The sequence below is a fragment of the Cellulosimicrobium protaetiae genome, from assembly GCF_009708005.2.
GTDB classification, from domain to species: Bacteria; Actinomycetota; Actinomycetes; order Actinomycetales; family Cellulomonadaceae; genus Cellulosimicrobium; species Cellulosimicrobium protaetiae.
The window spans coordinates 3,326,550-3,348,064 of the sequence record NZ_CP052757.1 but is presented as its reverse complement, the minus strand read 5'-3'; the positions used below and the strand labels follow the sequence as shown (position 1 = coordinate 3,348,064).

General features: G+C 74.8%; 19 protein-coding genes and 1 tRNA gene. 11 read left to right on the top strand and 9 right to left on the bottom strand.

The features are described from left to right. Positions 1-66 precede the first annotated feature (66 nt). Positions 67-1,284, bottom strand: a complete 1,218-nt coding sequence (locus tag FIC82_RS14390) for a toxic anion resistance protein (protein WP_087471651.1) — start codon at positions 1,282-1,284, stop codon at positions 67-69. Between the two features lie 304 nt (positions 1,285-1,588). Between FIC82_RS14390 and FIC82_RS14385 the strand changes: the two genes are divergently transcribed. Beyond that, entirely contained in the window at positions 1,589-2,329 is a 741-nt protein-coding gene (locus tag FIC82_RS14385) for an SDR family NAD(P)-dependent oxidoreductase (protein ID WP_154798977.1), read from the top strand. A 47-nt stretch (positions 2,330-2,376) separates the two neighbouring features. Then, positions 2,377-2,742, top strand: a complete 366-nt coding sequence (locus FIC82_RS14380) for a PPOX class F420-dependent oxidoreductase (RefSeq protein WP_253691192.1) — start codon at positions 2,377-2,379, stop codon at positions 2,740-2,742. Positions 2,743-2,768: 26 nt separating this feature from the next. Here the strand turns inward: FIC82_RS14380 and FIC82_RS14375 are convergent, their stop codons facing one another. From FIC82_RS14375 to FIC82_RS14365, 3 genes are all read right to left on the bottom strand, one after another. Then, positions 2,769-3,122, bottom strand: a complete 354-nt coding sequence (locus FIC82_RS14375) for a lipopolysaccharide assembly protein LapA domain-containing protein (protein ID WP_154798976.1) — start codon at positions 3,120-3,122, stop codon at positions 2,769-2,771. Positions 3,123-3,257: 135 nt separating this feature from the next. After that, positions 3,258-4,355 carry a fatty acid desaturase family protein gene (locus FIC82_RS14370; protein WP_168731909.1) on the bottom strand — a complete coding sequence of 366 codons (1,098 nt, stop codon included), beginning with the start codon at positions 4,353-4,355 and terminating at the stop codon, positions 3,258-3,260. Beyond that, positions 4,339-4,791 (bottom strand): hypothetical protein, encoded by a 453-nt coding sequence (locus FIC82_RS14365; RefSeq protein WP_154798975.1) that lies wholly within the window; start codon positions 4,789-4,791, stop codon positions 4,339-4,341. Before FIC82_RS14365 ends, FIC82_RS14370 begins: the two co-directional genes overlap by 17 nt. A gap of 118 nt (positions 4,792-4,909) precedes the next feature. Between FIC82_RS14365 and FIC82_RS14360 the strand changes: the two genes are divergently transcribed. Continuing rightward, positions 4,910-5,434 (top strand): DUF6221 family protein, encoded by a 525-nt coding sequence (locus FIC82_RS14360; protein WP_154798974.1) that lies wholly within the window; start codon positions 4,910-4,912, stop codon positions 5,432-5,434. A gap of 17 nt (positions 5,435-5,451) precedes the next feature. Here the strand turns inward: FIC82_RS14360 and FIC82_RS14355 are convergent. Next, positions 5,452-5,527: transfer RNA gene (locus tag FIC82_RS14355), tRNA-Arg, on the bottom strand. Positions 5,528-5,660: 133 nt separating this feature from the next. Between FIC82_RS14355 and FIC82_RS14350 the strand changes: the two genes are divergently transcribed. The 8 genes from FIC82_RS14350 to FIC82_RS14315 all read left to right on the top strand — a co-directional run bounded on the left by FIC82_RS14350 (position 5,661) and on the right by FIC82_RS14315 (position 17,295). Beyond that, positions 5,661-7,343, top strand: a complete 1,683-nt coding sequence (locus FIC82_RS14350; RefSeq protein WP_168731908.1) for a GTPase — start codon at positions 5,661-5,663, stop codon at positions 7,341-7,343. Then, a complete protein-coding gene (locus FIC82_RS14345) occupies positions 7,340-8,926 on the top strand; it encodes a P-loop NTPase family protein (RefSeq protein ID WP_168731907.1) in 1,587 nt (528 codons plus the stop codon). The genes FIC82_RS14350 and FIC82_RS14345 overlap by 4 nt, the downstream gene beginning before the upstream one ends. Before the next feature lie 44 nt (positions 8,927-8,970). Further along, the gene (locus tag FIC82_RS14340; RefSeq protein ID WP_154798973.1) at positions 8,971-9,645 is read left to right on the top strand and encodes a single-stranded DNA-binding protein; all 675 of its coding nucleotides are present in this window, start codon (positions 8,971-8,973) and stop codon (positions 9,643-9,645) included. 137 nt (positions 9,646-9,782) lie between these two features. Further along, positions 9,783-11,465, top strand: a complete 1,683-nt coding sequence (gene ettA, locus FIC82_RS14335) for an energy-dependent translational throttle protein EttA (protein WP_168731906.1) — start codon at positions 9,783-9,785, stop codon at positions 11,463-11,465. A 152-nt stretch (positions 11,466-11,617) separates the two neighbouring features. Then, entirely contained in the window at positions 11,618-12,652 is a 1,035-nt protein-coding gene (locus FIC82_RS14330; protein WP_154798972.1) for a phosphotransferase family protein, read from the top strand. A gap of 142 nt (positions 12,653-12,794) precedes the next feature. Continuing rightward, a complete protein-coding gene (locus FIC82_RS14325) occupies positions 12,795-14,885 on the top strand; it encodes a dynamin family protein (RefSeq protein ID WP_154798971.1) in 2,091 nt (696 codons plus the stop codon). Beyond that, positions 14,882-16,624, top strand: a complete 1,743-nt coding sequence (locus tag FIC82_RS14320; RefSeq protein WP_154798970.1) for a GTPase — start codon at positions 14,882-14,884, stop codon at positions 16,622-16,624. The genes FIC82_RS14325 and FIC82_RS14320 overlap by 4 nt, the downstream gene beginning before the upstream one ends. 173 nt (positions 16,625-16,797) lie before the next feature. Further along, positions 16,798-17,295: an acyl-CoA thioesterase gene (locus FIC82_RS14315; RefSeq protein ID WP_154798969.1), complete on the top strand. Its 498-nt coding sequence runs from the start codon at positions 16,798-16,800 to the stop codon at positions 17,293-17,295. 66 nt (positions 17,296-17,361) lie between these two features. Here FIC82_RS14315 and FIC82_RS14310 read toward each other — a convergent pair whose 3' ends face one another. The 4 genes from FIC82_RS14310 to FIC82_RS14295 form a co-directional block, all read right to left on the bottom strand. After that, complete coding sequence (locus tag FIC82_RS14310) at positions 17,362-18,912, bottom strand: SDR family oxidoreductase (protein WP_253691190.1); 1,551 nt, start codon at positions 18,910-18,912, stop codon at positions 17,362-17,364. After that, a complete protein-coding gene (locus tag FIC82_RS14305) occupies positions 18,909-19,895 on the bottom strand; it encodes a DNA topoisomerase IB (protein WP_168731904.1) in 987 nt (328 codons plus the stop codon). The genes FIC82_RS14310 and FIC82_RS14305 overlap by 4 nt, the downstream gene beginning before the upstream one ends. A 101-nt stretch (positions 19,896-19,996) precedes the next feature. Continuing rightward, positions 19,997-20,845 (bottom strand): acyl-CoA thioesterase, encoded by an 849-nt coding sequence (locus FIC82_RS14300; protein ID WP_253691826.1) that lies wholly within the window; start codon positions 20,843-20,845, stop codon positions 19,997-19,999. 144 nt (positions 20,846-20,989) lie between these two features. Then, a complete protein-coding gene (locus FIC82_RS14295) occupies positions 20,990-21,433 on the bottom strand; it encodes a globin (RefSeq protein ID WP_154800318.1) in 444 nt (147 codons plus the stop codon). Between the last annotated feature and the right edge of the window lie 82 nt (positions 21,434-21,515).

Below are 21,515 nucleotides of genomic sequence, written 5' to 3'. Positions count from 1 at the left end.
TCCGATCTGTGGTGCGGGGAGCGGCGGTCGGGCCGCGGGAGGACGAGGGTCGTACGTCGCCAGGGGTCACAGGCGCCCGATGTCGAGCGAGCCGTTGCCGACCTGGGACTGGTCCGAGCGGCGCGCGCGGTCGAGGTACTCGTTCGCCTTCGTCGTCTCGGTCTCGAGCACGCCGATGGTCTGCGCCATCGAGTCGAGCGCCTGCGTCTTGAAGGTCGAGATCGAGTCGAGCGTCGCATAGATGTTCGCGAACGCCTGCTGGAGCTGGGGGAGCCCGACGGTCGCGCTCGCGGCCTGCTGCTGGATGCTCGCCGACTGGTCCGCGAGCATCTTCGAGGTCGAGGCGATCATGTTCGACGTCGTCGTGTTGAGCGCCGTGATCTGGTCGAGCACGAGCTTCTGGTTCGCGAGCGCCTGCGCCACGATGACGGCCGTGCGCAGCGCCGAGACCGTCGTCGTCGTCGCGCGGTCGACGCCCTTGATGAGCTCGACGTTGTTCTTCATGATGATGTCCATCGCGAGGTAGCCCTGGATGGACACCGCGAGCTGCGTGAGCAGGTCCTGGTGCTTCTGGCGGACGTAGAACAGCACGTCCTCGCGCAGCGCCTGGGCACGCTCGGGGTCGCTCGCCTCGAGCTCGGCGATCTTCGTGGAGAGCTCGGTGTCGAGGCGCTCGGCGATGAAGATGTACTGGTTGAGCCGGGCCATCGAGTCCCAGAGGTTCTGCTTCTCGAGGTTGAGCGCGGCGTTGTCCTTGCGGAGCTCGTCCTGGCCGTTGTAGAGCGACTGGACGATCGCGTTGAGCTGCTTCTGCGAGCTCTCGTAGCGGCGGAAGTAGTCCTGGAGCTTCCCGCCGAACGGGATGAGGCCCAGGAACTTCTTGCCCATGCTCGCCTCGCTCGGGTCGAGGTCCTCGACCGTGCGGCGCAGCTCGAGCAGCGACTTGCTCACCTTCGAGCTCTCGGAGACGCCGCCCTCGCGCAGCTCCCGGACCGGCATCTCGAGCATGCGGTTCGAGACGTCCGAGGCCGCGCGGATGTCCTTGTCGCCCATCTTGCGGATGTCGTCGGCCTTCGCGGCGAACTCCGGCGAACGGGTGTCCGTCGCGAGGAGCTGGTCGAGATAGGAGGAGACCTTCGACTGGAGGCCGGGGATCGCGGCCTCGTCGACGCGCGGGGCGAGCGACGGAGCCTGCGTGGTGGCGACCGGCTTGACGGGCTCCGGGGCGCTGAGCGTGAGCGTCTCCGTCGGAGCGGGGGGCTGGAGCGGTGCTGCCTCGGTCATGTCTGTCCTTCGCTCGTGCGTGCCGTCGGACGCCGTCGGTGGCGGGTGGGGCGGCCCTCGCGAGCTCCCCCTCGACCCGGGCGAACCGGGCGGAACCGGCCTGCGCCGGTCGGCCGAGTATATCTACGGCCGGTGGCCTGATCTTTACCCTTTCCGGGGATCGGGAGGGTGAGAACTCCCCATGCCAGACCCAACGTCCGGGCGGCCGATGAGTTCCGCCCGCCCGCGCCGTCGTCCGTCTGCGAGAGTTCGCTGCGCACGCCCTCCGCGGACGTGCGCGCCACCGTCGAGGAAGGGACGTCAGATGCAGCTCGCCGGGAAGAACGCGGTGGTCTACGGGGCCGCGGGGTCGATGGGGTCGGCGGTGAGCCGCGCGTTCGCCGCCGCGGGCGCGCACGTCTTCCTCGCGGGACGGACGGCCGCCACGCTCGACGCGCTCGCCGAGGAGATCCGGGCCGCCGGCGGGCGGGCGGGCACCGCCGTCGTCGACGCGACGGACAAGGAGTCGGTCGACGCGCACGCGGCGCTCGTGGTCGAGCGGGCAGGGAGCCTCGACGTGTCCTTCAACGCCGTCGCGTACGACGTGCTCCAGAACGTCCCGCTCGTCGAGATGTCCCTCCAGGACTTCGTGGCGCCGATCGTGTCCGCGACGACGACCCACTTCCTCACGGCGACCGCGGCGGCGCGGCACATGATCGCCCAGGGGTCCGGGGCGATCGTCATGCTCTCGTCGACGGCCGCGCGGGAGTCGCGCCACGAGATGGGCGGGTTCAGCCTCGCGTGCGCCTCGATCGAGACCCTCGTGCGCAGCCTCGCCGGCGAGGTCGGCCGCCACGGCGTGCGGGTCGTCGGGCTCCGGCCCAACTTCACGCCCGAGACCGTCGGCGCGTCGGACGACGACCTGCCCATGCTCGTCAAGGACACGCTGCTCGGCCGCCTGCCGCGGCTCTCCGAGGTCGCCGGCACGGCCGTCTACCTCGCGTCCGACGCCGCGGGTGCGACGACGGGGGTCGTCGTCGACCTGTCGTGCGGGGCGATCGTGTGAGCGCGCGGCCCGCACCCGGTCCCGCCCACGTCCCCGAGGTGGCCCGCGTGCTCGTCGCCGGACCGCACGTCGCGCACCTCGCGACCGTCCTGCCCGACGGCGGCCCGCACGTCGTGCCGCTCTGGGTCGGCTGGGAGGGGGACCGGCTCGCGTTCCTCACGGGCCCCGGCTCGCGCAAGGCGCGCAACCTCGCGCGCGACCCGCGCGTCGCGGTGTCCGTGACGGAGACCGGGAACCCGTTCGTCATGGCGACCCTGCGCGGTCGCGTCGTCGAGGTGCTCGACGGCGACGCGGGCTGGGCCGTCGTCGACCGGCTCTCCGAGCTCTACACCGGCGGCCCCTACCCGCGCGGCGAGGAGCGGCACGCCTACCTGGTCGAGATCGACCGCGCGACGGCCCCGTCGTTCGGTTGAGCACGGACGGGCGCGAGGGCGCGGCACTACCGGTGTTGCGCGAGGCGGCGGCGGAGCTGGTGGATGCGCAGCGTGCCGACGACGAGGGCGACGACCCCGACCCCGACGCCGGCGACGAGCAGGGCGAGCGCGAGCGGGACGGAGCCCTGCCAGCCCAGGAAGGAGACGAGCACGGCCTGGGTGTTCTGGAGCATGAAGACGATGAGCGCGACGAGGACGAGGGCGGCGACGCACAACCCGACCCAGGTGGCGCCGGCACGTGTACGGGGTGCACCGGCCGGGGCGCCGGAGGTGCGGGTGACGGAACTCGGACGGGTGCCGTGGACAGCCGCTGTCGGCTCGCCGTTGGTGGCGGACGCCAGGGGTGGGATGGTGGCCATGACGGCCTCCCTCGGGATTCCGGGCCCGCGCACCTCAGACGGGGCACGTTCGCCACGGATGTCCTGATCGTACGCCTCGTTCCTGGGAGCGAACCTGGGAGCCGCGGGGAGTCTCCTCGACGGGACCGCCGTATCTCACCTGCCGAGGCCGGCGGCCAGGGGGCAGGAGAACGGGTCGCGGGCACGGCCGGGGACGTCGTTGAGGTAGCCGATCACGATGCGGTACGAGGCGAAGAAGCCGACCTCGGTGTAGGTGACCCCGAGCTGCGAGCAGTACTCGCGCACGAGGGGCTGGACCGTCCTGAGGTTCGGTCGCGGCATGCTCGGGAAGAGGTGATGCTCGACCTGCCGGTTCAGGCCGCCCATGAGGAAGTCGACGACGGCGCCCCCGCGGATGTTGCGGGACATCAGCACCTGGCGGCGCAGGAAGTCGATGTCCGCCGTCGCGGGCACGATCGGCATGCCCTTGTGGTTGGGCGCGAACGCACCGCCGAGCAGGACACCGAACACGGCGAGCTGGACGGCGAGGAACGCGAGCGCGAGAGCCGGGGGCAGGAGCACGCCCAGCGCGACCAGGTAGAGCGCGAGCCGCGCGAGCAGGACCGGCACCTCCACGCCACGGTGTGGCACGGGCCCGCGTCCGAGCACCTTGCGCACGCTCGCGACGTGCAGGTGGAGCCCTTCGAGGGTGAGGAGCGGGAAGAAGTACCAGCCCTGCCGGTGGGCCAGCCACGCGCGCCAGCCGCGGCGGCTGGCCAGGGCCGCAGGCGTGAAGGCGACGACCCCCGGCGAGATGTCCGGGTCGTGACCCTCCTGGTTCGGTGCCGCGTGGTGGGCGTCGTGCTTGGTGGTCCACCAGACGTGGCTCAGCCCGACGAGCGCGTTGGCCAGGATGCGCGCGGTCCAGTCGTTCCACGCGCGCGACCGGAAGATCTGCCGGTGGGAGCTGTCGTGGCCGAGGAACGCGAGCTGGGAGAGCACGAGCGCGAGCGCCGCGGCGAGCGCGAGCTGCCACCACGAGTCACCCACGAGCACGACACCCGCCCACACCGCCCCCAGGGCGGCAACCGTCAGGACGAGCCGGGTCCAGTAGTACGCGTAGCGCCGGCGCAGGAGCCCGGACTCGCGCACGATCTTCGCGAGCACCGAGTAGTCGCGCGTGGTCCGGTTCGCCGAAGGGCGCGCGCGGGCGACGACGCCGGTCGTGCGCGACCGCTCACTCGAAGCGGACACGATCCGCCTCGACCTTCACCGTCGCCGCGCGCAGCACCTCGGCGGCGCGCCACTCGGCCAGCTCGTCGGCCTTGCGCGTGCGCTCGGCCGCGATCGCTCCCTCGACGTCGCGGAGCACCGCGGCGATCTCGTGCGCGAGCCCGCCGGAGAGCATGGCCAGGTTCGTGTTCTCGACGAGCAGGCGACGGTCCTCGACCCGGAGCACGATCCCGGGGTACCCGTGGTCGGCGAGCAGCGCGGTCACGGCGGGGAGCTCGAGCAGCGCCTGCTCGGGTCCCGAGACCCGACGGGAGAAGACCGCGGTCACGGTGTAGAGCGCGGGCTCGGCGTCCGTGCCGAGCTCACGCGGCAGGGCGGTCTCGAGCACCCCCCGGAGCTGCAGCGCGGTGTCCTGGACCCGCCCGAAGGACGTGGGGGTGGAGGTGGTGGTGCTCATGGCGTCGTCCGATCCTCGGAGCCGGCGTACCGGCTCTCGTCCGCTGCCGTCGAGGCAGTCGGTGAGGCGCCAGGCGTCCCACTCAAGGAGATCGGGGTTCGTCCTCCAGGTCGGGTTCGTGACCGCCGTCGTCGTCCCACCGCGCGCCCTCGTCGTCCTCGTCCTGCACGAGCGCGTCGCGCTCGGGGAGGAGGGCTTCGGACTGGCCGACGTCACGTGGGCCGATCCGGCGATCAACCACACCTCGACACTACACCGGCGGGCGGCGCTCGCCGTCTGGGATCGGACCGCGGGGCCGGGGGCCGGGGCCGGGCACTGGTGGGAGGATGGCGAGATGACGCTGACCGAGTTCCTGCTCGCCAGGATCGACGAGGACGAGGCGGCCTCCGCGGCGTCCGATGACGCGGTTCCGGGCGGTCCGTGGTCTCGGTCGCGGCGGCTGGACGAGTGTGCGGTGAAGCGGCGCATCATCACCCTCGCCTACGAGGCGACCGGGTACGACATGACGGTCGACCTCGAGCGGGAGACGGACGAGCGCAGCGAGAGCGGTGTCGCCTTCGTCGGGGACCGCATCCTCAGGGCCCTCGCGACCCCCTACGCCGAGCACCCGGACTACGACCCTCGCTGGGCGACGGGAACGTGACGCGCGGCCGGTACGAGTGGTGCCCCGAGCAGGACTCGAACCTGCAACCTACGGATTAGAAGGCCGTTGCTCTATCCATTGAGCTATCGAGGCGCGCGCCCATCGTAGTGGGAGCCGGGCGTGCTCGGGAGGTCGGGGCCGTGGTGGTGGACGTGCAGGTCGCGTGGTCGCGCGCCGTGCGGCGCGTGCGTTTGGCGGGGCCCCGTGCAGCCGTCACTATGAACCAGTGAGAACCCCAGACGCCGCCACGAGCGACGCGAGCGCGACCGCCACGGGCCGGTCGCCGGGCTCGTGGAGGCCCGCGCAGGCGACCGAGGAGCTCGGTGTCACGGTCTTCGACGTCGCGCGCGACCTGCGCCGCGACGTGGCGGACGTGCGCCTCCCGCTCGCGATCGACGGCGCGACGGACGCGGACGCCTCGCGGCGTCGGCTGCTCACGCAGCTCGACGAGCACCTGCTGCCGCGGCTGCGCGAGCTCTCCTCGCCGGCGATCGTCGTGATCGCCGGCTCGACGGGTGCCGGGAAGTCGACGCTGTACAACTCGCTGCTCGGCGAGGAGGTGTCGCAGGCGGGCGTGCTGCGCCCCACGACGCGCGAGCCCGTCCTCGCGTTCAACCCGCTCGACGCCGACGTGATCGTCGACGGGCCCGTGACGCGCGTCGCGCGCGTCATCGACCACGACGGCGTCCCGCGCGGCACCGGGCTGCTCGACGCCCCGGACCTGGACTCGCTGCTCTCGGAGAACCGCGACACCGCGAGCCTGCTGCTCGAGGCGGCGGACCTGTGGCTGTTCGTCACGACCGCCTCGCGCTACGGCGACGCGCTGCCGTGGCAGGCGTTGTCGCGCGCGAAGGAGCGCGGTGCGAGCGTCGCGATGGTGCTCAACCGGGTCCCGCGCGAGACGCTCACGACGATCCGCGGCGACCTGCTGCAGCGCCTGCGCGACCACGGCATGGACGGCACGCCGCTGTTCGTCGTGCCCGACGTCGGCCCGCACGAGGGGCTGCTCGACCGCTCGGTCGTGGCGCCGGTCGCGCGCTGGCTGACCATGCTCGCGGGGCCGGACCGCTCGCGCGCGGTCATCGTGCGCACGCTCAAGGGGGCGCTCGGCGCGCTGCCCGCCTGGGTCACGGGCGTCTCGGACGCCGTGGAGCAGCAGGTGGAGGCCGCGGCAGACCTGCGCACGGCGGCGGAGCGGGCGGTCCCGCCGGTGCGCGACGCCGCACGGCAGGCGGCGCTCGACGGCGCCGTCGCGCACGGGTCGCTCGAGGCGCGCTGGGCCCAGGTGACGGGCGCGGAGCGCGTGGACCGCGTCAAGGTCCGCGGCGGCGTGGTCCGGTCGTCGAAGCGCCGGGGCCGCGCGCGCGACGTCGTGCTCGCCCCGCTGCTCGACGAGACGCGCGACGCCGCGCGCCGCACGCTCGCCGCCGACGGGGTGCTGGGCCACGAGGCGTTGCGCGCCGCGCTCGCCGGGGACCGACCGCTCCCGGGCGCCGCCGACGTCCTGCCGGCCGAGGAGGACGCCGCCGCACGTCGCGAGGCCTCCGCCACGACGCAGGTGCTCCAGTGGTCCACGCGAGCGGAGCGGGTCGTGGCCGAGCTCGCGGCACCGACCGCGAGCGACGCGGCGCGGGCCGCGGTCAGGGCTTTCGGGGAGACCGGGCTCGCGGCCCTGCTGCTCGCGGGCGCCGCCGGGAGCGAGGACGCGGCACGGCTCGTGCGGACCGTCCTCGCCGACGACGGCGACGCCGCGGTCGCGTCGCTGCGCGACGATCTCGCCGACCGGGCCGCGACCATGGTCGAGCGCGAGGCGGAACCCGTCCTGACGGCCCTCGCCGACCCGTCGCTCGCGGCGGACGCCGCCGTCGGGCTCCGCCTACGACTCGCCGAGCTGAGGAGGCTCATGTGACGTCCCACGACGCCCAGCTGCGTGCCCGGGTCGACGACCTCGCGCGCGCGGTGGACCTCGCGGGGGACCACCTCGACCCCGCGGTCGCGGCCCAGGTGCGGGACGCGATCGGCGGCGTCCGGGAGCGCCTCGCGCTCGGCGTCGACCACACGGTCGTCGCGCTCGCGGGCGGCACCGGGTCGGGCAAGTCGAGCCTGTTCAACCGGGTGTCGCGACTCGACTTCGCCGACGTCGGCGTGAAGCGCCCGACGACGGCCCGCGTCACCGCGTGCTCGTGGAGCGACGCCGCGACGGCCCTGCTCGACTGGCTCGACGTCGACCCCGAGCGCCGCATCTCGCGCGACGGCGAGCTCGACGCCGAGGACGAGTCGGCGCTCGGCGGGCTCGTCCTGCTCGACCTGCCGGACCACGACTCGATCGAGCCCGCGCACCGCGACGTCGTCGACCGGGTGCTCCCGCTCGTCGACCTGCTCGTGTGGGTCGTGGACCCGCAGAAGTACGCGGACGACGCGCTGCACTCGGGCTACCTCCAGAAGTCCACGGGGCTCGAGGGCTCGATGGTCGTCGCGCTCAACCAGATCGACACCGTGCCGGAGGCGCGGCGCGCGGCGCTCGTCGAGGACATGGGGCGGCTCCTCGAGGAGGACGGCCTCGACGGCGTCTACGTGACGACCGTCTCCGCCCGCACGGGCGAGGGGCTGGACGAGCTGCGCTCGCTGCTCGAGCAGGCCGTCGCGCGCCGCAGCGTCGCCGCGAGCCGGGTCGCGGGCGAGCTCGACCGCGCCGGGGCCCTCCTGCTGGCGCAGCTCCCCGGCGACGTGCCGTGGACGATGAGCACGGCCGTCGAGGAGGAGGTCGACGCGCTCGCCGACGCGACCGGCCTCGCGGCGGTCGCGGGGCAGGTCGGCGCGGCGGTGCGCAACGGCTACGGCCGCCCCGAGTTCTCGCCCCCGCAGCCCGACGCCGTGGCGCTCTCCCGCTCGCGCTGGCTCGCGCGCGCGGGCCGGTCGCTGCGGCCCGGGTGGCAGAGGGCCCTCGACGACGCCGTCGCCCCCGCGGGCAAGGTGGCCGAGGCGACCCGGTCGGCGCTCGCGAAGATCCCCCTCGACACGCGCGGTCCCTCGTCCTCCCGGCCGACGCGGCGCGCGGCGTGGTCGGCGCTCGCGGTCGGCGTGGTCGCGGGTGTCCTCGCCGTGCTGGGGTCGCTGCGCGTGCTCGACCTCGGACGCACGCTCGTCACGGTGTGCGCGGTCGTGGCGGCGGTCGCCGTGCTCGGCGCCGTGGTCGCGTTCCTCGTCGCGCTCCAGGTGCGTCGCACGCTCGCCAGGCGCCGCGAGCAGCAGGTGCTCGCCTCCGGCCGCGGCGCGATCGAACGGGTCGTGCAGGACGCGATGGGCAAGCCCACCCAGGCGCTGCTCGACACGCACCGCCAGGTCCGCGAGCTGGCGCAGTCCGCGCGGGACAAGGAGCCCGCCGCGCCGCTCACCGGGGCGCTACGGCTACCCACAGGCCCGGATCTCGGGGGCCTGTCCACAGGCGGCGGCACGACGACGGACGGCGCCGCCGCCCCGACAGCACCCTGAGGCCGTGGCCGGGAGATGCCCGGCCGCCGACCTCAGGAGGAACCATGCCCGGTGACGTCACGGTCACGCTGACCGGCTTCGTCGCGACCACGCCCACGCTCTTCCGCTCGCAGTCCGGCAACGACTTCACGAGCTTCCGCATCGCGCAGACGCGCCGCTACCTCGACCGCGAGCGCGGCGAGTGGGTCGACGGCCGCACGCTGTGGTTCACGGTGAAGGTGTGGAAGCACGTGGCGCGCAACGTTGCGTTGTCGCTGCACAAGGGCGACCCCGTGGTCGTCACGGGAAGGCTCTCGCTCGACGAGTGGGACGGCCCCGACGGCCCGCGCACCAGCCTGGTCGTGGAGGCGACCGCGCTCGGCCCCGACCTCGCCCTCGGCGAGGCGCGGTTCGCGCGCACGGTCCACCGGCGCGAGGGTGACGGCGCGCGTCGCGGCGAGGCGACCGACGGCGTCGCCGGCAGGGAGGGTGGCGGCGAGGGCGGACCCGACCGGGGTGCCCGGCCGACCGGTGTCCCCGGTGTCCCGGCGCACGACGGCGCGCACGACGGGGGACCCGACGAGCGTGAGCTCGACGACCCGTGGACGCTCGCGGACGTCGGCACGGCGCTCGCGGGCGACGACGCCGCGCCGCCGGAGGGTGACCCCGCGGCGGACGCCGCGGACCGTGCCGAGACGGGCGGCCGGGACGTGGCGGTCGACGAGCCGGCAGCCGTGTGAGCAGCGACCCGCGTGGGCGGCGCTGCGACCCGCGCGGGTCGCGGCGCGGTCGGGCGCGCCGCGGCGGCCCGACCGCGTAGGCTGAGTGGTCGACGAATCCCGTACCTCTCCCGACCGAAACGGTGGAACGACAGGCTGTGGCTGAGTTCATCTACTCCATGTACAAGGCGCGCAAGGCGCACGGAGACAAGGTCATCCTCGACGACGTCTCCCTGAACTTCCTGCCCGGCGCCAAGATCGGCGTCGTGGGCCCCAACGGCGCCGGGAAGTCCACGATCCTCAAGATCATGGCCGGCCTGGACACGCCCTCGAACGGCGAGGCACGCCTCTCCCCGGGCTACAGCGTCGGCATCCTGCTGCAGGAGCCGCCGCTCAACGAGGAGAAGACCGTCCTCGGCAACGTCCAGGAGGCCGTCGCGGACATCCTCGCCAAAAAGCAGCGCTTCGACGAGATCTCCGCGCTCATGGCGGAGCCCGACGCCGACTTCGACGCGCTCCTCGCCGAGATGGGCACGCTGCAGGAGGCGATCGACGCTGCCGACGCGTGGGACCTCGACTCCCAGCTCGAGCAGGCGATGGACGCGCTGCGCTGCCCGCCGCCGGACGCCGACGTGTCGGTGCTCTCCGGTGGTGAGCGCCGCCGCGTCGCGCTGTGCAAGCTCCTGCTCGAGAAGCCGGACCTGCTCCTGCTCGACGAGCCCACGAACCACCTGGACGCCGAGTCCGTCCTGTGGCTCGAGCAGCACCTCGCGACGTACCCGGGCGCGATCCTCGCCGTCACCCACGACCGGTACTTCCTCGACCACGTCGCGGAGTGGATCTGCGAGGTCGACCGCGGTCGCCTCTACCCTTACGAGGGCAACTACTCGACCTACCTCGAGAAGAAGGGCGAACGCCTCCAGGTCCAGGGCAAGAAGGACGCGAAGCTCGCCAAGCGCCTCAAGGAGGAGCTCGAGTGGGTCCGGTCCAACGCCAAGGGCCGCCAGACCAAGTCGAAGGCTCGCCTCGCCCGGTACGAGGAGATGGCGGCCGAGGCGGAGCGCACGAGGAAGCTCGACTTCGAGGAGATCCAGATCCCGCCGGGCCCGCGCCTGGGCAACCTGGTCCTCGAGGCGTCGAACCTGCAGAAGGGCTTCGACGGGCGTCAGCTCATCGACGGCCTGAGCTTCACGCTGCCGCGCAACGGCATCGTCGGCGTCATCGGCCCGAACGGCGTCGGCAAGACGACGCTGTTCAAGACGATCGTCGGGCTCGAACCGCTCGACGGCGGCGACCTCAAGGTCGGCGAGACCGTCTCGATCTCGTACGTCGACCAGTCGCGCGGCGGCATCGACCCCAAGAAGACGCTGTGGGAGGTCGTGTCCGACGGGCTCGACTTCATCAAGGTCGGCAACGTCGAGATCCCGTCGCGCGCGTACGTCGCGTCGTTCGGGTTCAAGGGCCCGGACCAGCAGAAGCCCGCGGGCGTGCTGTCCGGCGGCGAGCGCAACCGCCTCAACCTCGCGCTCACCCTCAAGCAGGGCGGCAACCTCCTGCTGCTCGACGAGCCGACGAACGACCTGGACGTCGAGACCCTCGGCTCGCTCGAGAACGCGCTCCTCGAGTTCCCCGGCTGCGCCGTCGTGGTGTCCCACGACCGGTGGTTCCTCGACCGGGTCGCGACGCACATCCTCGCGTACGAGGGCACCGAGGAGGACCCGGCGAACTGGTACTGGTTCGAGGGCAACTTCGCCTCGTACGAGGAGAACAAGGTCGAGCGCCTCGGCGCCGACGCGGCCCGTCCGCACCGCGTGACGTACCGCAAGCTCACGCGCGACTGATCTGGTCGCACGACGTCGGTCGACGTACGCACCGATCGACTCACGACGCCGGGCAGGACACGTTCCTGCCCGGCGTCGGCGCGTCCGGGGTGCCCGAGGAACCGTGGAAACGCGTTGACGTCGCGCTGCCGAGGTCGGCAAGATCGCGCGGCATGACCGCCGATCTCGCTCCCTCACGCACCCGCCCGGCCTGGCCCGAGCTCCCGACGGCGGTGCGTGCCGCGATCGAGGCACGTCTGGGCGCCGCGGTCTCCGGATGGACGAGCCACGACGGCGGCTACTCGCAGGGGCTCGCGTCGACCCTGCGGACGCCGACGGGCGGCGTGTTCGTCAAGGCGGTCGGGCCCGAGCACGCGTTCACCCGCGACCTGTACCGGCTCGAGGCGCGCGTCGCCGCGGCGCTGCCCGACCGGACCCCGGCACCCGCGCTCCGGTGGGTCCTCGACGCCGACCTCGACGGCGCCGGCGAGTGGGTCGCGCTGGCGTTCGACGTCGTGCCGGGGCGCTCTGTCCGGACACCGTGGCGGGACGACGAGCTCGCGGCCGTGGCCGACCTCGCGCGCCGGGTCGCGGAGATCCACGTCCCGGGCGACACGTCCCTGCCTCGGTTCGCGGACACGGCCGAGTGGCGCGAGTGGGAGGACCTGGCCGACCGGCGACCGCCGGGCCTGGGCACGTACGACCCCTGGGTCTCCGCGCGGCTCGACGACCTTGCCACGCTCGCCGCGCCGTGGCCCGAGGCGACGGCGGGAGACCACCTCGTCCACGGCGACCTCCGGGGTGACAACGCGCTGCTCGTCGAGCCGGACGCGGGGCCTCTCACCCGGCCCGACGAGAGACCTGGCGCGTGGTCCCGCGAAGCGGACGGCCCCGCCCCGAGCGGGCTCGTCGCCGTCGCCGTCGACTGGCCGTACGCATCGCGCGGCGCCGCCTTCTGCGACGCGGTCGGGATGCTCCCCGCCGTGCAGGTCGAGGGCGGGCCGCCGCCGGAGGAGGTGCTGCGCCGCCACCCGCCGCCGCGCGACGTCGACCCTGATGCCGTGACCTGCTACCTCGCGGCGATCACGGGGTACTTCCTCAAGTCCTCGCTCGACCCTGCGCCGCCGGGCATCCCGCACGTGCGGGCGTTCCAGCGCGCGCAGGCCGAGGTCGGGGTCGCGTGGCTCCGGCGCCGACTGGGGGAGTGAGGCACGACCACGCGATCGACCCTCCGCGATCGACCCTCGGAGGGCCGATCCCGTGCCGGGCGGGTCGACCTCGCGCGGCGGGGCGGCCGCCGCGCCGTCGTCACACCGGGCCTGACCAGCGGCGTTGCGGCAGACTGGCGGTATGACGGCCAGCGGTGACGACGGAGACGACGCGGCCCGCTCGGACGTGTCGTCCGGGGACGCCGGTGCCCATGACGTGACTGCTCGTGACGCGAGTGCCCGTGACGCAGCTGCCCCGGGTGGGGCGGTCGCCGCCGGCGCTGCGGCGACGGCCGGTCTCGTCGAGTCCCTGGAGATCCTGCGCGGCCGGCTCGCGGCCGCGCGGCTGCCGCTCGACCTGCCGGGCTCGGTGGCGGCGCGCGAGGACCTCGACCTGGCGGTGCACCAGCTCGACGACTACCTGCTGCCACGGCTGCGGTCGCACGCCGCGCCGCTGCTCGTCGTCGTCGGCGGGTCGACCGGCGCGGGGAAGTCGACGCTCGTGAATTCCCTGCTCGGCGAGCACGTGTCCGCACCGGGCGTGCTGCGCCCGACGACGCGCGCCCCCGTCCTGGTCCACCACCCGCTCGACGAGCGGTGGTTCTCGACCGACCGCGTGCTGCCCGGTCTCGCGCGCGTGAGCGAGCACGGGCGGGGTTCCGTCGCGGCCGCGCGCGAGACGGCCGCACCCCGCGAGACTCCCGGCACCTCGACAGCGAGCCCGGCCGACCCGACGCGCACGCTGCGACTCGTGGCGAGCGACGCGCTGCCGCAGGGGCTCGCGCTCGTGGACGCGCCCGACGTCGACTCCGTGGAGACGGCGAACCGCGAGCTCGCGGCCCAGCTCCTCGCGGCGGCGGACCTGTGGCTCTTCGTCACGACCGCGGCGCGCTACGCCGACGCGGTCCCGTGGGACCTGCTGCACCGCGCGGCCGAGCGGCGCGCGCAGGTCGCGATCGTGCTCGACCGGGTCGACCCGGGCGCCGAGGCGGTGGCAGACGACCTGCGCCGCATGATGGACGAGAACGGGCTGGACGCCGCGCCGCTGTTCGTCGTGGGGGAGTCCGAGCTGGTCGACGGCTTCCTGCCGGAGCAGTCCGTCGCGGAGGTCGCGTCGTGGCTGTCCGCGCTGGGCGCCGACGGCGACGCGCGCGACAGGGTCGCGACCGCCACGCGCGACGGCGTCGTGGTCGACCTGGTGCGGCGCGCGGTCCTCGTCGCCGGCGCGGCCGACGCCCAGGCGACGTCCGACGCGCGGCTGCGGGCCGTCGTCGGGCGCGCCTACGACGAGGCCGCGGCCACGGTGGACGCGGCGACGAGCGACGGCGCGCTGCTGCGCGGCGAGGTGCTCGCACGCTGGCAGGACTTCGTCGGGACGAGCGAGCTGTTCCGCTCGGTCGAGCAGGGCGTGGGGCGCGTGCGCGACGCCGTCGCGGCGTTCTTCCGCGGGCGTCCCGCGCAGGCGCCGCAGGTCGAGCAGGCGATCGCGCACGGCCTGGAGGCCGTCGTCCTGGACGCGACGGACGCGGCCGCGGAGCGCGCGTACGGCGGGTGGCGTGCCGACCCGGCGGGGACCGCGCTGCTCGACGGGCTCGACCTGTCGCGCTCGTCGGCGGGCGCGCGGGCGCGGGTCGCGGAAGAGATCCGCGGGTGGCAGTCCGACGTGCTGGACCTCGTGCGCGAGCAGGGTGCGGGTAAGCGTGGGGCGGCGCGCGCCCTGTCGTTCGGGATCAACGGCCTCGGGCTGAGCCTCATGGTCGTGGTGTTCGCGTCCACCGGCGGCCTCACCGGTGCCGAGGTCGGCATCGCGGGAGGCACGGCGATCCTGGCGCAGAAGCTCCTCGAGGCGGTGTTCGGCGACGACGCCGTGCGGCGTCTGACGCGGACCGCGCGCGAGCGCCTCGGCGAACGTGTGCGCGCCGTCCTCGACGACGAGGCCCGGCGCTACACGGCCCAGCTCGACGCGCTCGGCACGGCCGACGCGGACGAGACGGCGCGCTCGGTCCGGGAGGCGGCGCGGGCGGTCGAGGCGGCGGCGCGCGTCGAGCGCTCCGCGCGGGGTGTGGCGTCCGACGCGGGCCGCACCCCGGTCGGCCGGCACGCCGCGCGGCTCCTGCGCGGCGCGGGCCCGCGGGCGCCGGACGAGCCGGTCGTGGCGCCGGACGAGGACGGTGCCGAGCCCGCGCGGCGCCCCGGGTTCTGGCGCCGCCTCCTCGGTGGTGAGCGCGCATGAGCATCGACCTCTCCGCACGCACGACCGCCCTCGAGACCGCCGTTCGCGCAGGCGAAGGGCGCGTGGACGCCGACCTCCTCGCCGACGCGCGCACCGTCGTCGCGCGTGCCCGCGAGCGCGCGGGGCTCTCGGCCGACCACACCGTCGTCGCGCTCGCCGGCGCGACGGGGTCGGGCAAGTCGTCGGTCTTCAACGCGCTGGCCGGGGACGACCTCGCGACGGTCGGGGTGCAGCGCCCGACGACCTCGCACCCGCTCGCGGCCGTGTGGGGTCCCGCGGGCTCGCCCGCGGTGGGCGCGCTCCTCGACTGGCTCGAGGTGCGGCGTCGGCACGAGATGGGCACGCCGCTCACGTCGGGGGACCCGGGTGACGCGCGCTCGGGCGGTGGGCTGCGCGGCCTGCTGCGGGGGCGGCGCGCGGGCGAGGTCACGAGCGGTCTCGTGCTGCTCGACCTGCCGGACCACGACTCGGTCGTCGTCGAGCACCGTGTGCGCGCGGAGCGCCTGGTCGAGCGGGCGGACCTGCTCGTGTGGGTCGTGGACCCCCAGAAGTACGCCGACGCGGCGCTGCACGAGCGGTACCTGCGTCCGCTCGCCGGGCACGGCGCGGTCGTCGTGCTCGTGCTCAACCAGGTCGACCGGCTCGCCCCTGCCGACGCGGACGCGTGCCTCGCGGACCTGCGCCGGCTCGCCGCCGAGGACGGGCTCGCCGACGCACGCGTGCTCGGGGTCTCGGCGCGCACGGGGCAGGGGTTGGACGAGCTCCGCACGCTGCTCGCGGACGCCGCGGCGCGGCGGCGCGCGGCGAACGACCGGCTCGCCGCCGACGTGCGCGCCGTGGCCCGTCGGGTCGCCGCCGCGTGCGGCGAACCCGTGCCCGAGCGTGCCGCCCGACGGGCGCGCGACGGCCTCGTCGACGCGCTCGAGGCCGCCGCGGGCGTACCGACGGTCGTGGCGGCCGTGCGGGGCTCGGCGGTCCGCGACGCGCGCGCCGCGACCGGCTGGCCCGTCACGCGCTGGGTCGGGCGGTTCCGGCCCGACCCGCTGCGCCGCATCGGGCTGCGGACCGGTCCGGCTCCGGGCTCGGCCCGGGCGCGCACGGCGAAGGAGCTCGGGGCAGGCGAGGCCGAGGTCCGCCCCGAGCTCGCGCGGACCTCGCTCCCCGCGGTCGGTGCGGCGCTGCGTGCCGGGGCGCAGACGGCCGTGCGCGACTACGCGGCGGAGGCCACGGCGGGCGTGCCGGACGACTGGGCGCTCGCCGTGCGGCGTCGGGCCTCCGAGGGTGCGGCCGACCTCGCCGACGCGCTCGACCAGGCGGTCGCCGGGACCGAGCTCGAGGCGTCCCGCCGACCCGTGTGGTGGCGCGTCGTCGGCGCGTTCCAGTGGCTCGTGCTCGCGGCGCTCGGCGTCGGGCTGCTGTGGCTCGCCGCCCTCTGGGGCTTCACGTACCTGCGGCTGCCCGAGCCACCGACCCCCGTCCTGACGCTCGGCGGCCCCGGGGCCCCGGAGATGCCCTGGCCGACGCTGCTCGCGGTCGGCGGCATCGTCGTCGGCCTCCTCGTCGCCCTGGTCTCGCGCGCCGCCGCGTCCGTGGGTGGGCGTCGGCGGGCAGCGCGGGCCCGCCGCCGCCTGCGCGACGCCGTCGGCCAGGTCGCGGACCGCCTCGTGCGCCTCCCGGTGGGCGAGGAGCTCTCCGCGCTCGCGAGCTGCCGCGCCGCGGCCCACGTCGCCGCCTCCTGAGTCCCCCGCCTCTCCGCCGAACACGACCTGAGGGTCGTTCTGGGCGCGACGACGACCTCCATGTCGTTCTCGGCGCGGGGTGGTGTCGTGCTCGGCGGGCCGGTGGAGAATGGTCCCGGTCGGTGACCGGGGCACCCGTGTCCGGCCGTGCCCGTCGAGCGAGAGGACCCTCCATGACCCGCCTGCACGTCCCCGTCTCCCTGCGGTGGTCGGACCTCGACGCGTACGCGCACGTGAACAACGTCGAGATGTTCCGGCTGCTCGAGGACGCGCGCATCACCGCGTTCTGGACCCACCCGGAGGCGGGCGAGGACGCCTGGCCGACCGCGGTCCTGGAGACCGGGCCGGCCGCGACGAGCCACACGCTCGTCGCGCGGCAGGAGATCGAGTACCTGCGACCGCTCGGCTTCACGCGCACGCCCGTGCGGGTCGAGCTGTGGATCGGGCACCTGGGCGGCGCGAGCCTGGAGGTCTGCTACGAGGTGCACGACGGCGCGGCCCGGTTCGAGCGCACCGGCCCTACCTCGGGCGGCGCCCCCTACGCGAAGGCCGCGACGACGATCGTCGTGGTCGACGCGGCGACCGGGGCGCCCCGACGGATCACCGACGCCGAGCGCGCGGCCTGGGAGCCGTACGTCGAGGAGCCGCTCGCGTTCCGCCGCCGCCGCTGACCGTGCGCCGAGGACGTCGCGCGGCAGCGCACGGGACGCTCCCTCGGGTGCGCCAGGCCCGGGTCGTCACGCACGACGAGGGTCGGGTCGGGACAGGGCTTCGGCGGCTCGTGCGACGTTGCGCTGCATCCCGCCGAACACGACGCCGTGGAACGGCTTCACCGACCACCAGTAGAGCTGGCCCGCGAGGCCGTGCGGGTAGAACAGCGCGCGCTGCGCGAAGTAGGTCCGGCCGGGTCCGGTCGCGTCCTCGGGCGCGGGGCCGGGTGCGTCGGGATCGGTCGCGTCGGGGAGCTCGGCGGCGGCCTCGTCGACGCGCAGCTCGAGCCACGCGAGGCCCGGAAGGCGCATCTCGGCCCGGAGCAGCAGACGACGGCCGGGCTCGATCGCCTCGACGCGCCACCAGTCGAGCTCGTCGTCGACGCGCAGGTGCCTCTCGTCGCGCCGACCGCGGCGCAGCCCGGGCCCGCCGACGGCGCGGTCGAGCAGCCCGCGCACGCGCCACGCGAGGGACCACGAGTACCAGCCGCCCTGCCCGCCGATCTCCTCGACCACGCGCCAGAGCACGTCGCGCGGCGCGTCCACGACCGTGCGCCGCTCGTCGACGTACAGCGAGCCGCCGGCCCAGTCGGGGTCGCTCGGCAGCGGGTCCGACGGCGCTCCCGGGATCGAGGCGGACGACCAGCGCGTCACGACCTCGCCGTCGTGGATGCGTTCCAGGGCCAGCTCGACGGCCCGGTCGAACCCGAGCAGGCCCTCGGGCGGGTCGGGGACGTACCTCCGGATGTCGTGCTCCCGGCACACGACCTCGTGCTGGAGCGACTCGACGAGCGGCCGCGCGATGCCCGACGGCACGGGCGTGACGAGCCCGACCCAGTGGCTGGACAGCTTCGGGGTGAGCACGGGGACGCTGACGATCGCGCGGCGGGGGAGCCCGGCGACCTTCGCGTAGCGCTGCATCATGTCGCGGTAGGTGAGGACGTCCGGTCCGCCGACGTCGAACGCGCGCGAGACGTCGGTCGGCATCGTCGCGGACCCGACGAGGTAGCGCAGGACGTCCCGCACCGCGATGGGCTGGATGCGGTTGTCGACCCACTTCGGCGTCGTCATGGCCGGCAGCCGCTCGGTGAGGTAGCGCATCATCTCGAACGACGCGGACCCGGAGCCGAGGATCACCGCGGCCTGGAGGACCGTCGTCGGGACGCCGGACGCGAGCAGGATCTCGCCGACTTCTTTGCGCGAGGCCAGGTGGCGCGAGAGCTCGCCCTCCGGGACGTCCGGGAACATCCCGCCGAGGTACACGACCCGCCCGACGCCCGCCTCGCGCGCCGCGCGCGCGAACGTGAGCGCGGTGCGGCGGTCGCGCGCCTCGAACGTGCTCCCGGTGCCGAGCGAGTGCACGAGGTAGTAGGCGACGTCGGCACCCTCGAGCGCGGCCCGGATCTGGTCCAGATCACCCGCGTCCGCGGCGACGGTCTCGACGTCGTGCACCCACTCGCGCCCCGCGAGCCGCTCGGGGTGCCGTGCCAGCGCGCGCACGTCGAACCCCGCGCGCAGCAGCTCGGGCACGAGCCGCCCGCCCACGTACCCGGTGACCCCGGTGACCGCCGCCCTCACGCGAGCAGCTCCAGGACCTCGCGCTCGGCGCGCGTCTGCGAGCGCGTCGAGCCGATCGTCTCGCCGCGCTCCCACAGGTCGAACAGCCTCGGGTCGATGTACGAGGACCGCGCGACGGCGGGCGTGTTCCCCAGCTCCTCCGCGACGTCCTTGACGATCCCCGTGACGACCCGGCGCCGTGCCCGGTCCGAGGCGGGCGCCGCCCCGGCGTCGGCGAGCGCGCGCGCCGCGAGGACGGTCGCGTGCCACGTGCGGAAGTCCTTGGGCGTCGCGTCGTCGCCGAGCCGCTCCTTGATGCCCGCCTGGACGTCGGCGCTCGTGACGTCGTGCCACGCGGCGTGCCCGTCGGCGCCGTCCTCGCGCCACGCGAGCAGCTCGACGCCGCCGCGCCGCCGCTTGAGGGTCGTGGTGAGCTCGGCGACCACCGGGTCGTCCACGACGACGTCGCGCACCTGGCCCGACTTCGCGGGGTAGTGGAAGTGCACGCTCCCGTCGCGGCGGACCCGGGCGTGCTCCTTGCGGATCGTCGCCAGGCCGTAGCTCCTGTTCTGCTGGGCGTAGATCTCCCCGCCCGCACGGAAGTACGCGAGGTCGAGCAGCCGGAACGCGAGGGCGAGCACCTTCTCGCGGCCGATCCCGGGCTCGGCGAGGTCGCGCGCGACCCGGCGCCGGGCGGCGGGCAGGCGACGGCCGACGTCGAGCACGTGGTCGTGCTTGCGCCGCGCCCGGCGCGCCTGCCACTGCTCGTGGTACAGGTACTGCCCTCGTCCGGCCGCGTCGCGGCCGAACGCCTGGACGTGCCCGTTCGGGTAGCGGCAGATCCACACGTCCTGCCACGCGGGCGGCACCGCGAGCCGCGCGCAGCGCGCGACCTCGTCGTCGTCGGTCAGGGGCAGCCCCTCGACGTCGAGGAACACCCACTCCTCGCCCTTCGGGCGGCGGGAGTAGCCGGGGGAGGTCACGGACACGCGGCGCAGTCGCACCTGGTCAGTGTCGGGTCGTCGGCCCGACGTCGCAGCCCGGGACGGTCCTCGACCTCACCGCGGCACGGCCCGCGCACGGGCCGGATCGCCGCTCGCCGTCGTCACAGCGCCGGGAGACGGACCATGCCCTCCTGCGCGATGGACGCGACGAGCGTCCCGTCCTGCGCGAACACGCGCGCGGCGCCGAGCCCGCGTCCGCCCTGGGCGCTGGACGCCGACTGCACGTAGAGCAGCCAGTCGTCGACGCGCACGTCGCGGTGCCACCACATCGCGTGGTCGAGGCTCGCGATCGACAGGTCGGGTGTGACCCAGCTCGTGCCCGACTGCCGCAGGATCGGCTCGAGCATCACCTGGTCGCACGCGTACGCCATGAGCGCGCGGTGCAGCAGCTGGTCGTCGCCGACGTCGCCGCGCGCCCGCATCCACACCATCTGGTGGTCCTTGGGCTCGTGGTCGGGACCGAGGTAGAGCGAGCCGCCCACGTGCCGCAGCTCGAACGCCGAGTGGTGCGACCAGAAGCGCGCGATCGGGTGGTCGATGCCGCCCAGCACGTCGAGCGCGGACGGCACCTCCTCCGGCGCGGGGGCGTCGGGCATCGGCGACGAGTGCTCGATACCGCCCTGGTCCTCCTGGAACGAGGCGATCATCGACAGGATCGGCTTGCCGTGCTGGATCGCGTGCGTCCGGCGCGCGCTGAACGAACGCCCGTCGCGCAGCCGCTCGACGGCGAGGTCGATCGGCACGTCGAGGCCGCCGGGGCGCAGGAAGTAGCCGTGCAGCGAGTGGGGGAGCCGGCCCTCGGGGACGGTGCGCCCCGCCGCGAGGACGGCCTGCGCGAGCACCTGGCCCCCGTAGACCCGACCCGTCGGCTGGTGCACGCTCACGCCGCGGAAGTGGTCGGGGTCGGCGGCCGACCCGTCCCCGTCGCCGACCTGCTCGAGTTGCAGCACGTCGAGGAGGTGGCTCAGCGGGTTGGGGACCCGCTCCTGCGGCGCGGCGTCGGACGTCGGCCCGGGGGACGTCGAGGGAGACTCGGCGGGCGGCGTGGGCTCGGGGGTCACGGGTGGGGCTCCTTCGCTCGGGCGGCGGGTCGGTCAGTCCTCGAAGGTGTTGAGGAGCGAGTGCGCCGCGCGCTCCAGATAGTCCCACAGCGTCGCCTCCTGGATCGGCGGCAGGTCCAGGGTGTCGACGGCGGCCCGCATGTGGGCGAGCCAGCGGTCCCGCGCCTCGGGGTTGACCTTGAACGGCGCGTGCCGCATCCGCAGGCGCGGGTGCCCGCGCTGCTCGCTGTACGTCGTCGGGCCGCCCCAGTACTGCTCGAGGAACGCGGTGAGGCGCCAGCGCGCCGGGCCGAGGTCCTGCTCGGGATACATCGGCCGCATGACCGGGTCGTCCGCGACGCCCTCGTAGAACGCGTCGACGAGGCGCACGAACGTCTCGTGGCCGCCGACCTCGTCGTAGAACGTGCGGCTCGGGCGGACCGGCACGGCGTCGGTCGCGGGTCTGGTTGCCGGGCCGGTCGTCGTGCCGTTCGACATCCCGGCGACGGGCAGCGACGTGCGGGGGCTGGGCTCGGTCGTCACCGGCCCATCATCGCACCGGGCGCGACCTGTCCGGCTC

Bases quoted from the DNA above. Each gene is read 5' to 3' on its own strand.
- FIC82_RS14390 (WP_087471651.1), bottom strand. From the start codon at position 1,284: ATGACCGAGGCAGCACCGCTCCAGCCCCCCGCTCCGACGGAGACGCTC.
- FIC82_RS14385 (WP_154798977.1), top strand. From the start codon at position 1,589: ATGCAGCTCGCCGGGAAGAACGCGGTGGTCTACGGGGCCGCGGGGTCG.
- FIC82_RS14375 (WP_154798976.1), bottom strand. From the start codon at position 3,122: ATGGCCACCATCCCACCCCTGGCGTCCGCCACCAACGGCGAGCCGACA.
- FIC82_RS14365 (WP_154798975.1), bottom strand. From the start codon at position 4,791: ATGAGCACCACCACCTCCACCCCCACGTCCTTCGGGCGGGTCCAGGAC.
- FIC82_RS14340 (WP_154798973.1), top strand. From the start codon at position 8,971: ATGCCCGGTGACGTCACGGTCACGCTGACCGGCTTCGTCGCGACCACG.
- FIC82_RS14330 (WP_154798972.1), top strand. From the start codon at position 11,618: ATGACCGCCGATCTCGCTCCCTCACGCACCCGCCCGGCCTGGCCCGAG.
- FIC82_RS14325 (WP_154798971.1), top strand. From the start codon at position 12,795: ATGACGGCCAGCGGTGACGACGGAGACGACGCGGCCCGCTCGGACGTG.
- FIC82_RS14320 (WP_154798970.1), top strand. From the start codon at position 14,882: ATGAGCATCGACCTCTCCGCACGCACGACCGCCCTCGAGACCGCCGTT.
- FIC82_RS14315 (WP_154798969.1), top strand. From the start codon at position 16,798: ATGACCCGCCTGCACGTCCCCGTCTCCCTGCGGTGGTCGGACCTCGAC.
- FIC82_RS14295 (WP_154800318.1), bottom strand. From the start codon at position 21,433: ATGTCGAACGGCACGACGACCGGCCCGGCAACCAGACCCGCGACCGAC.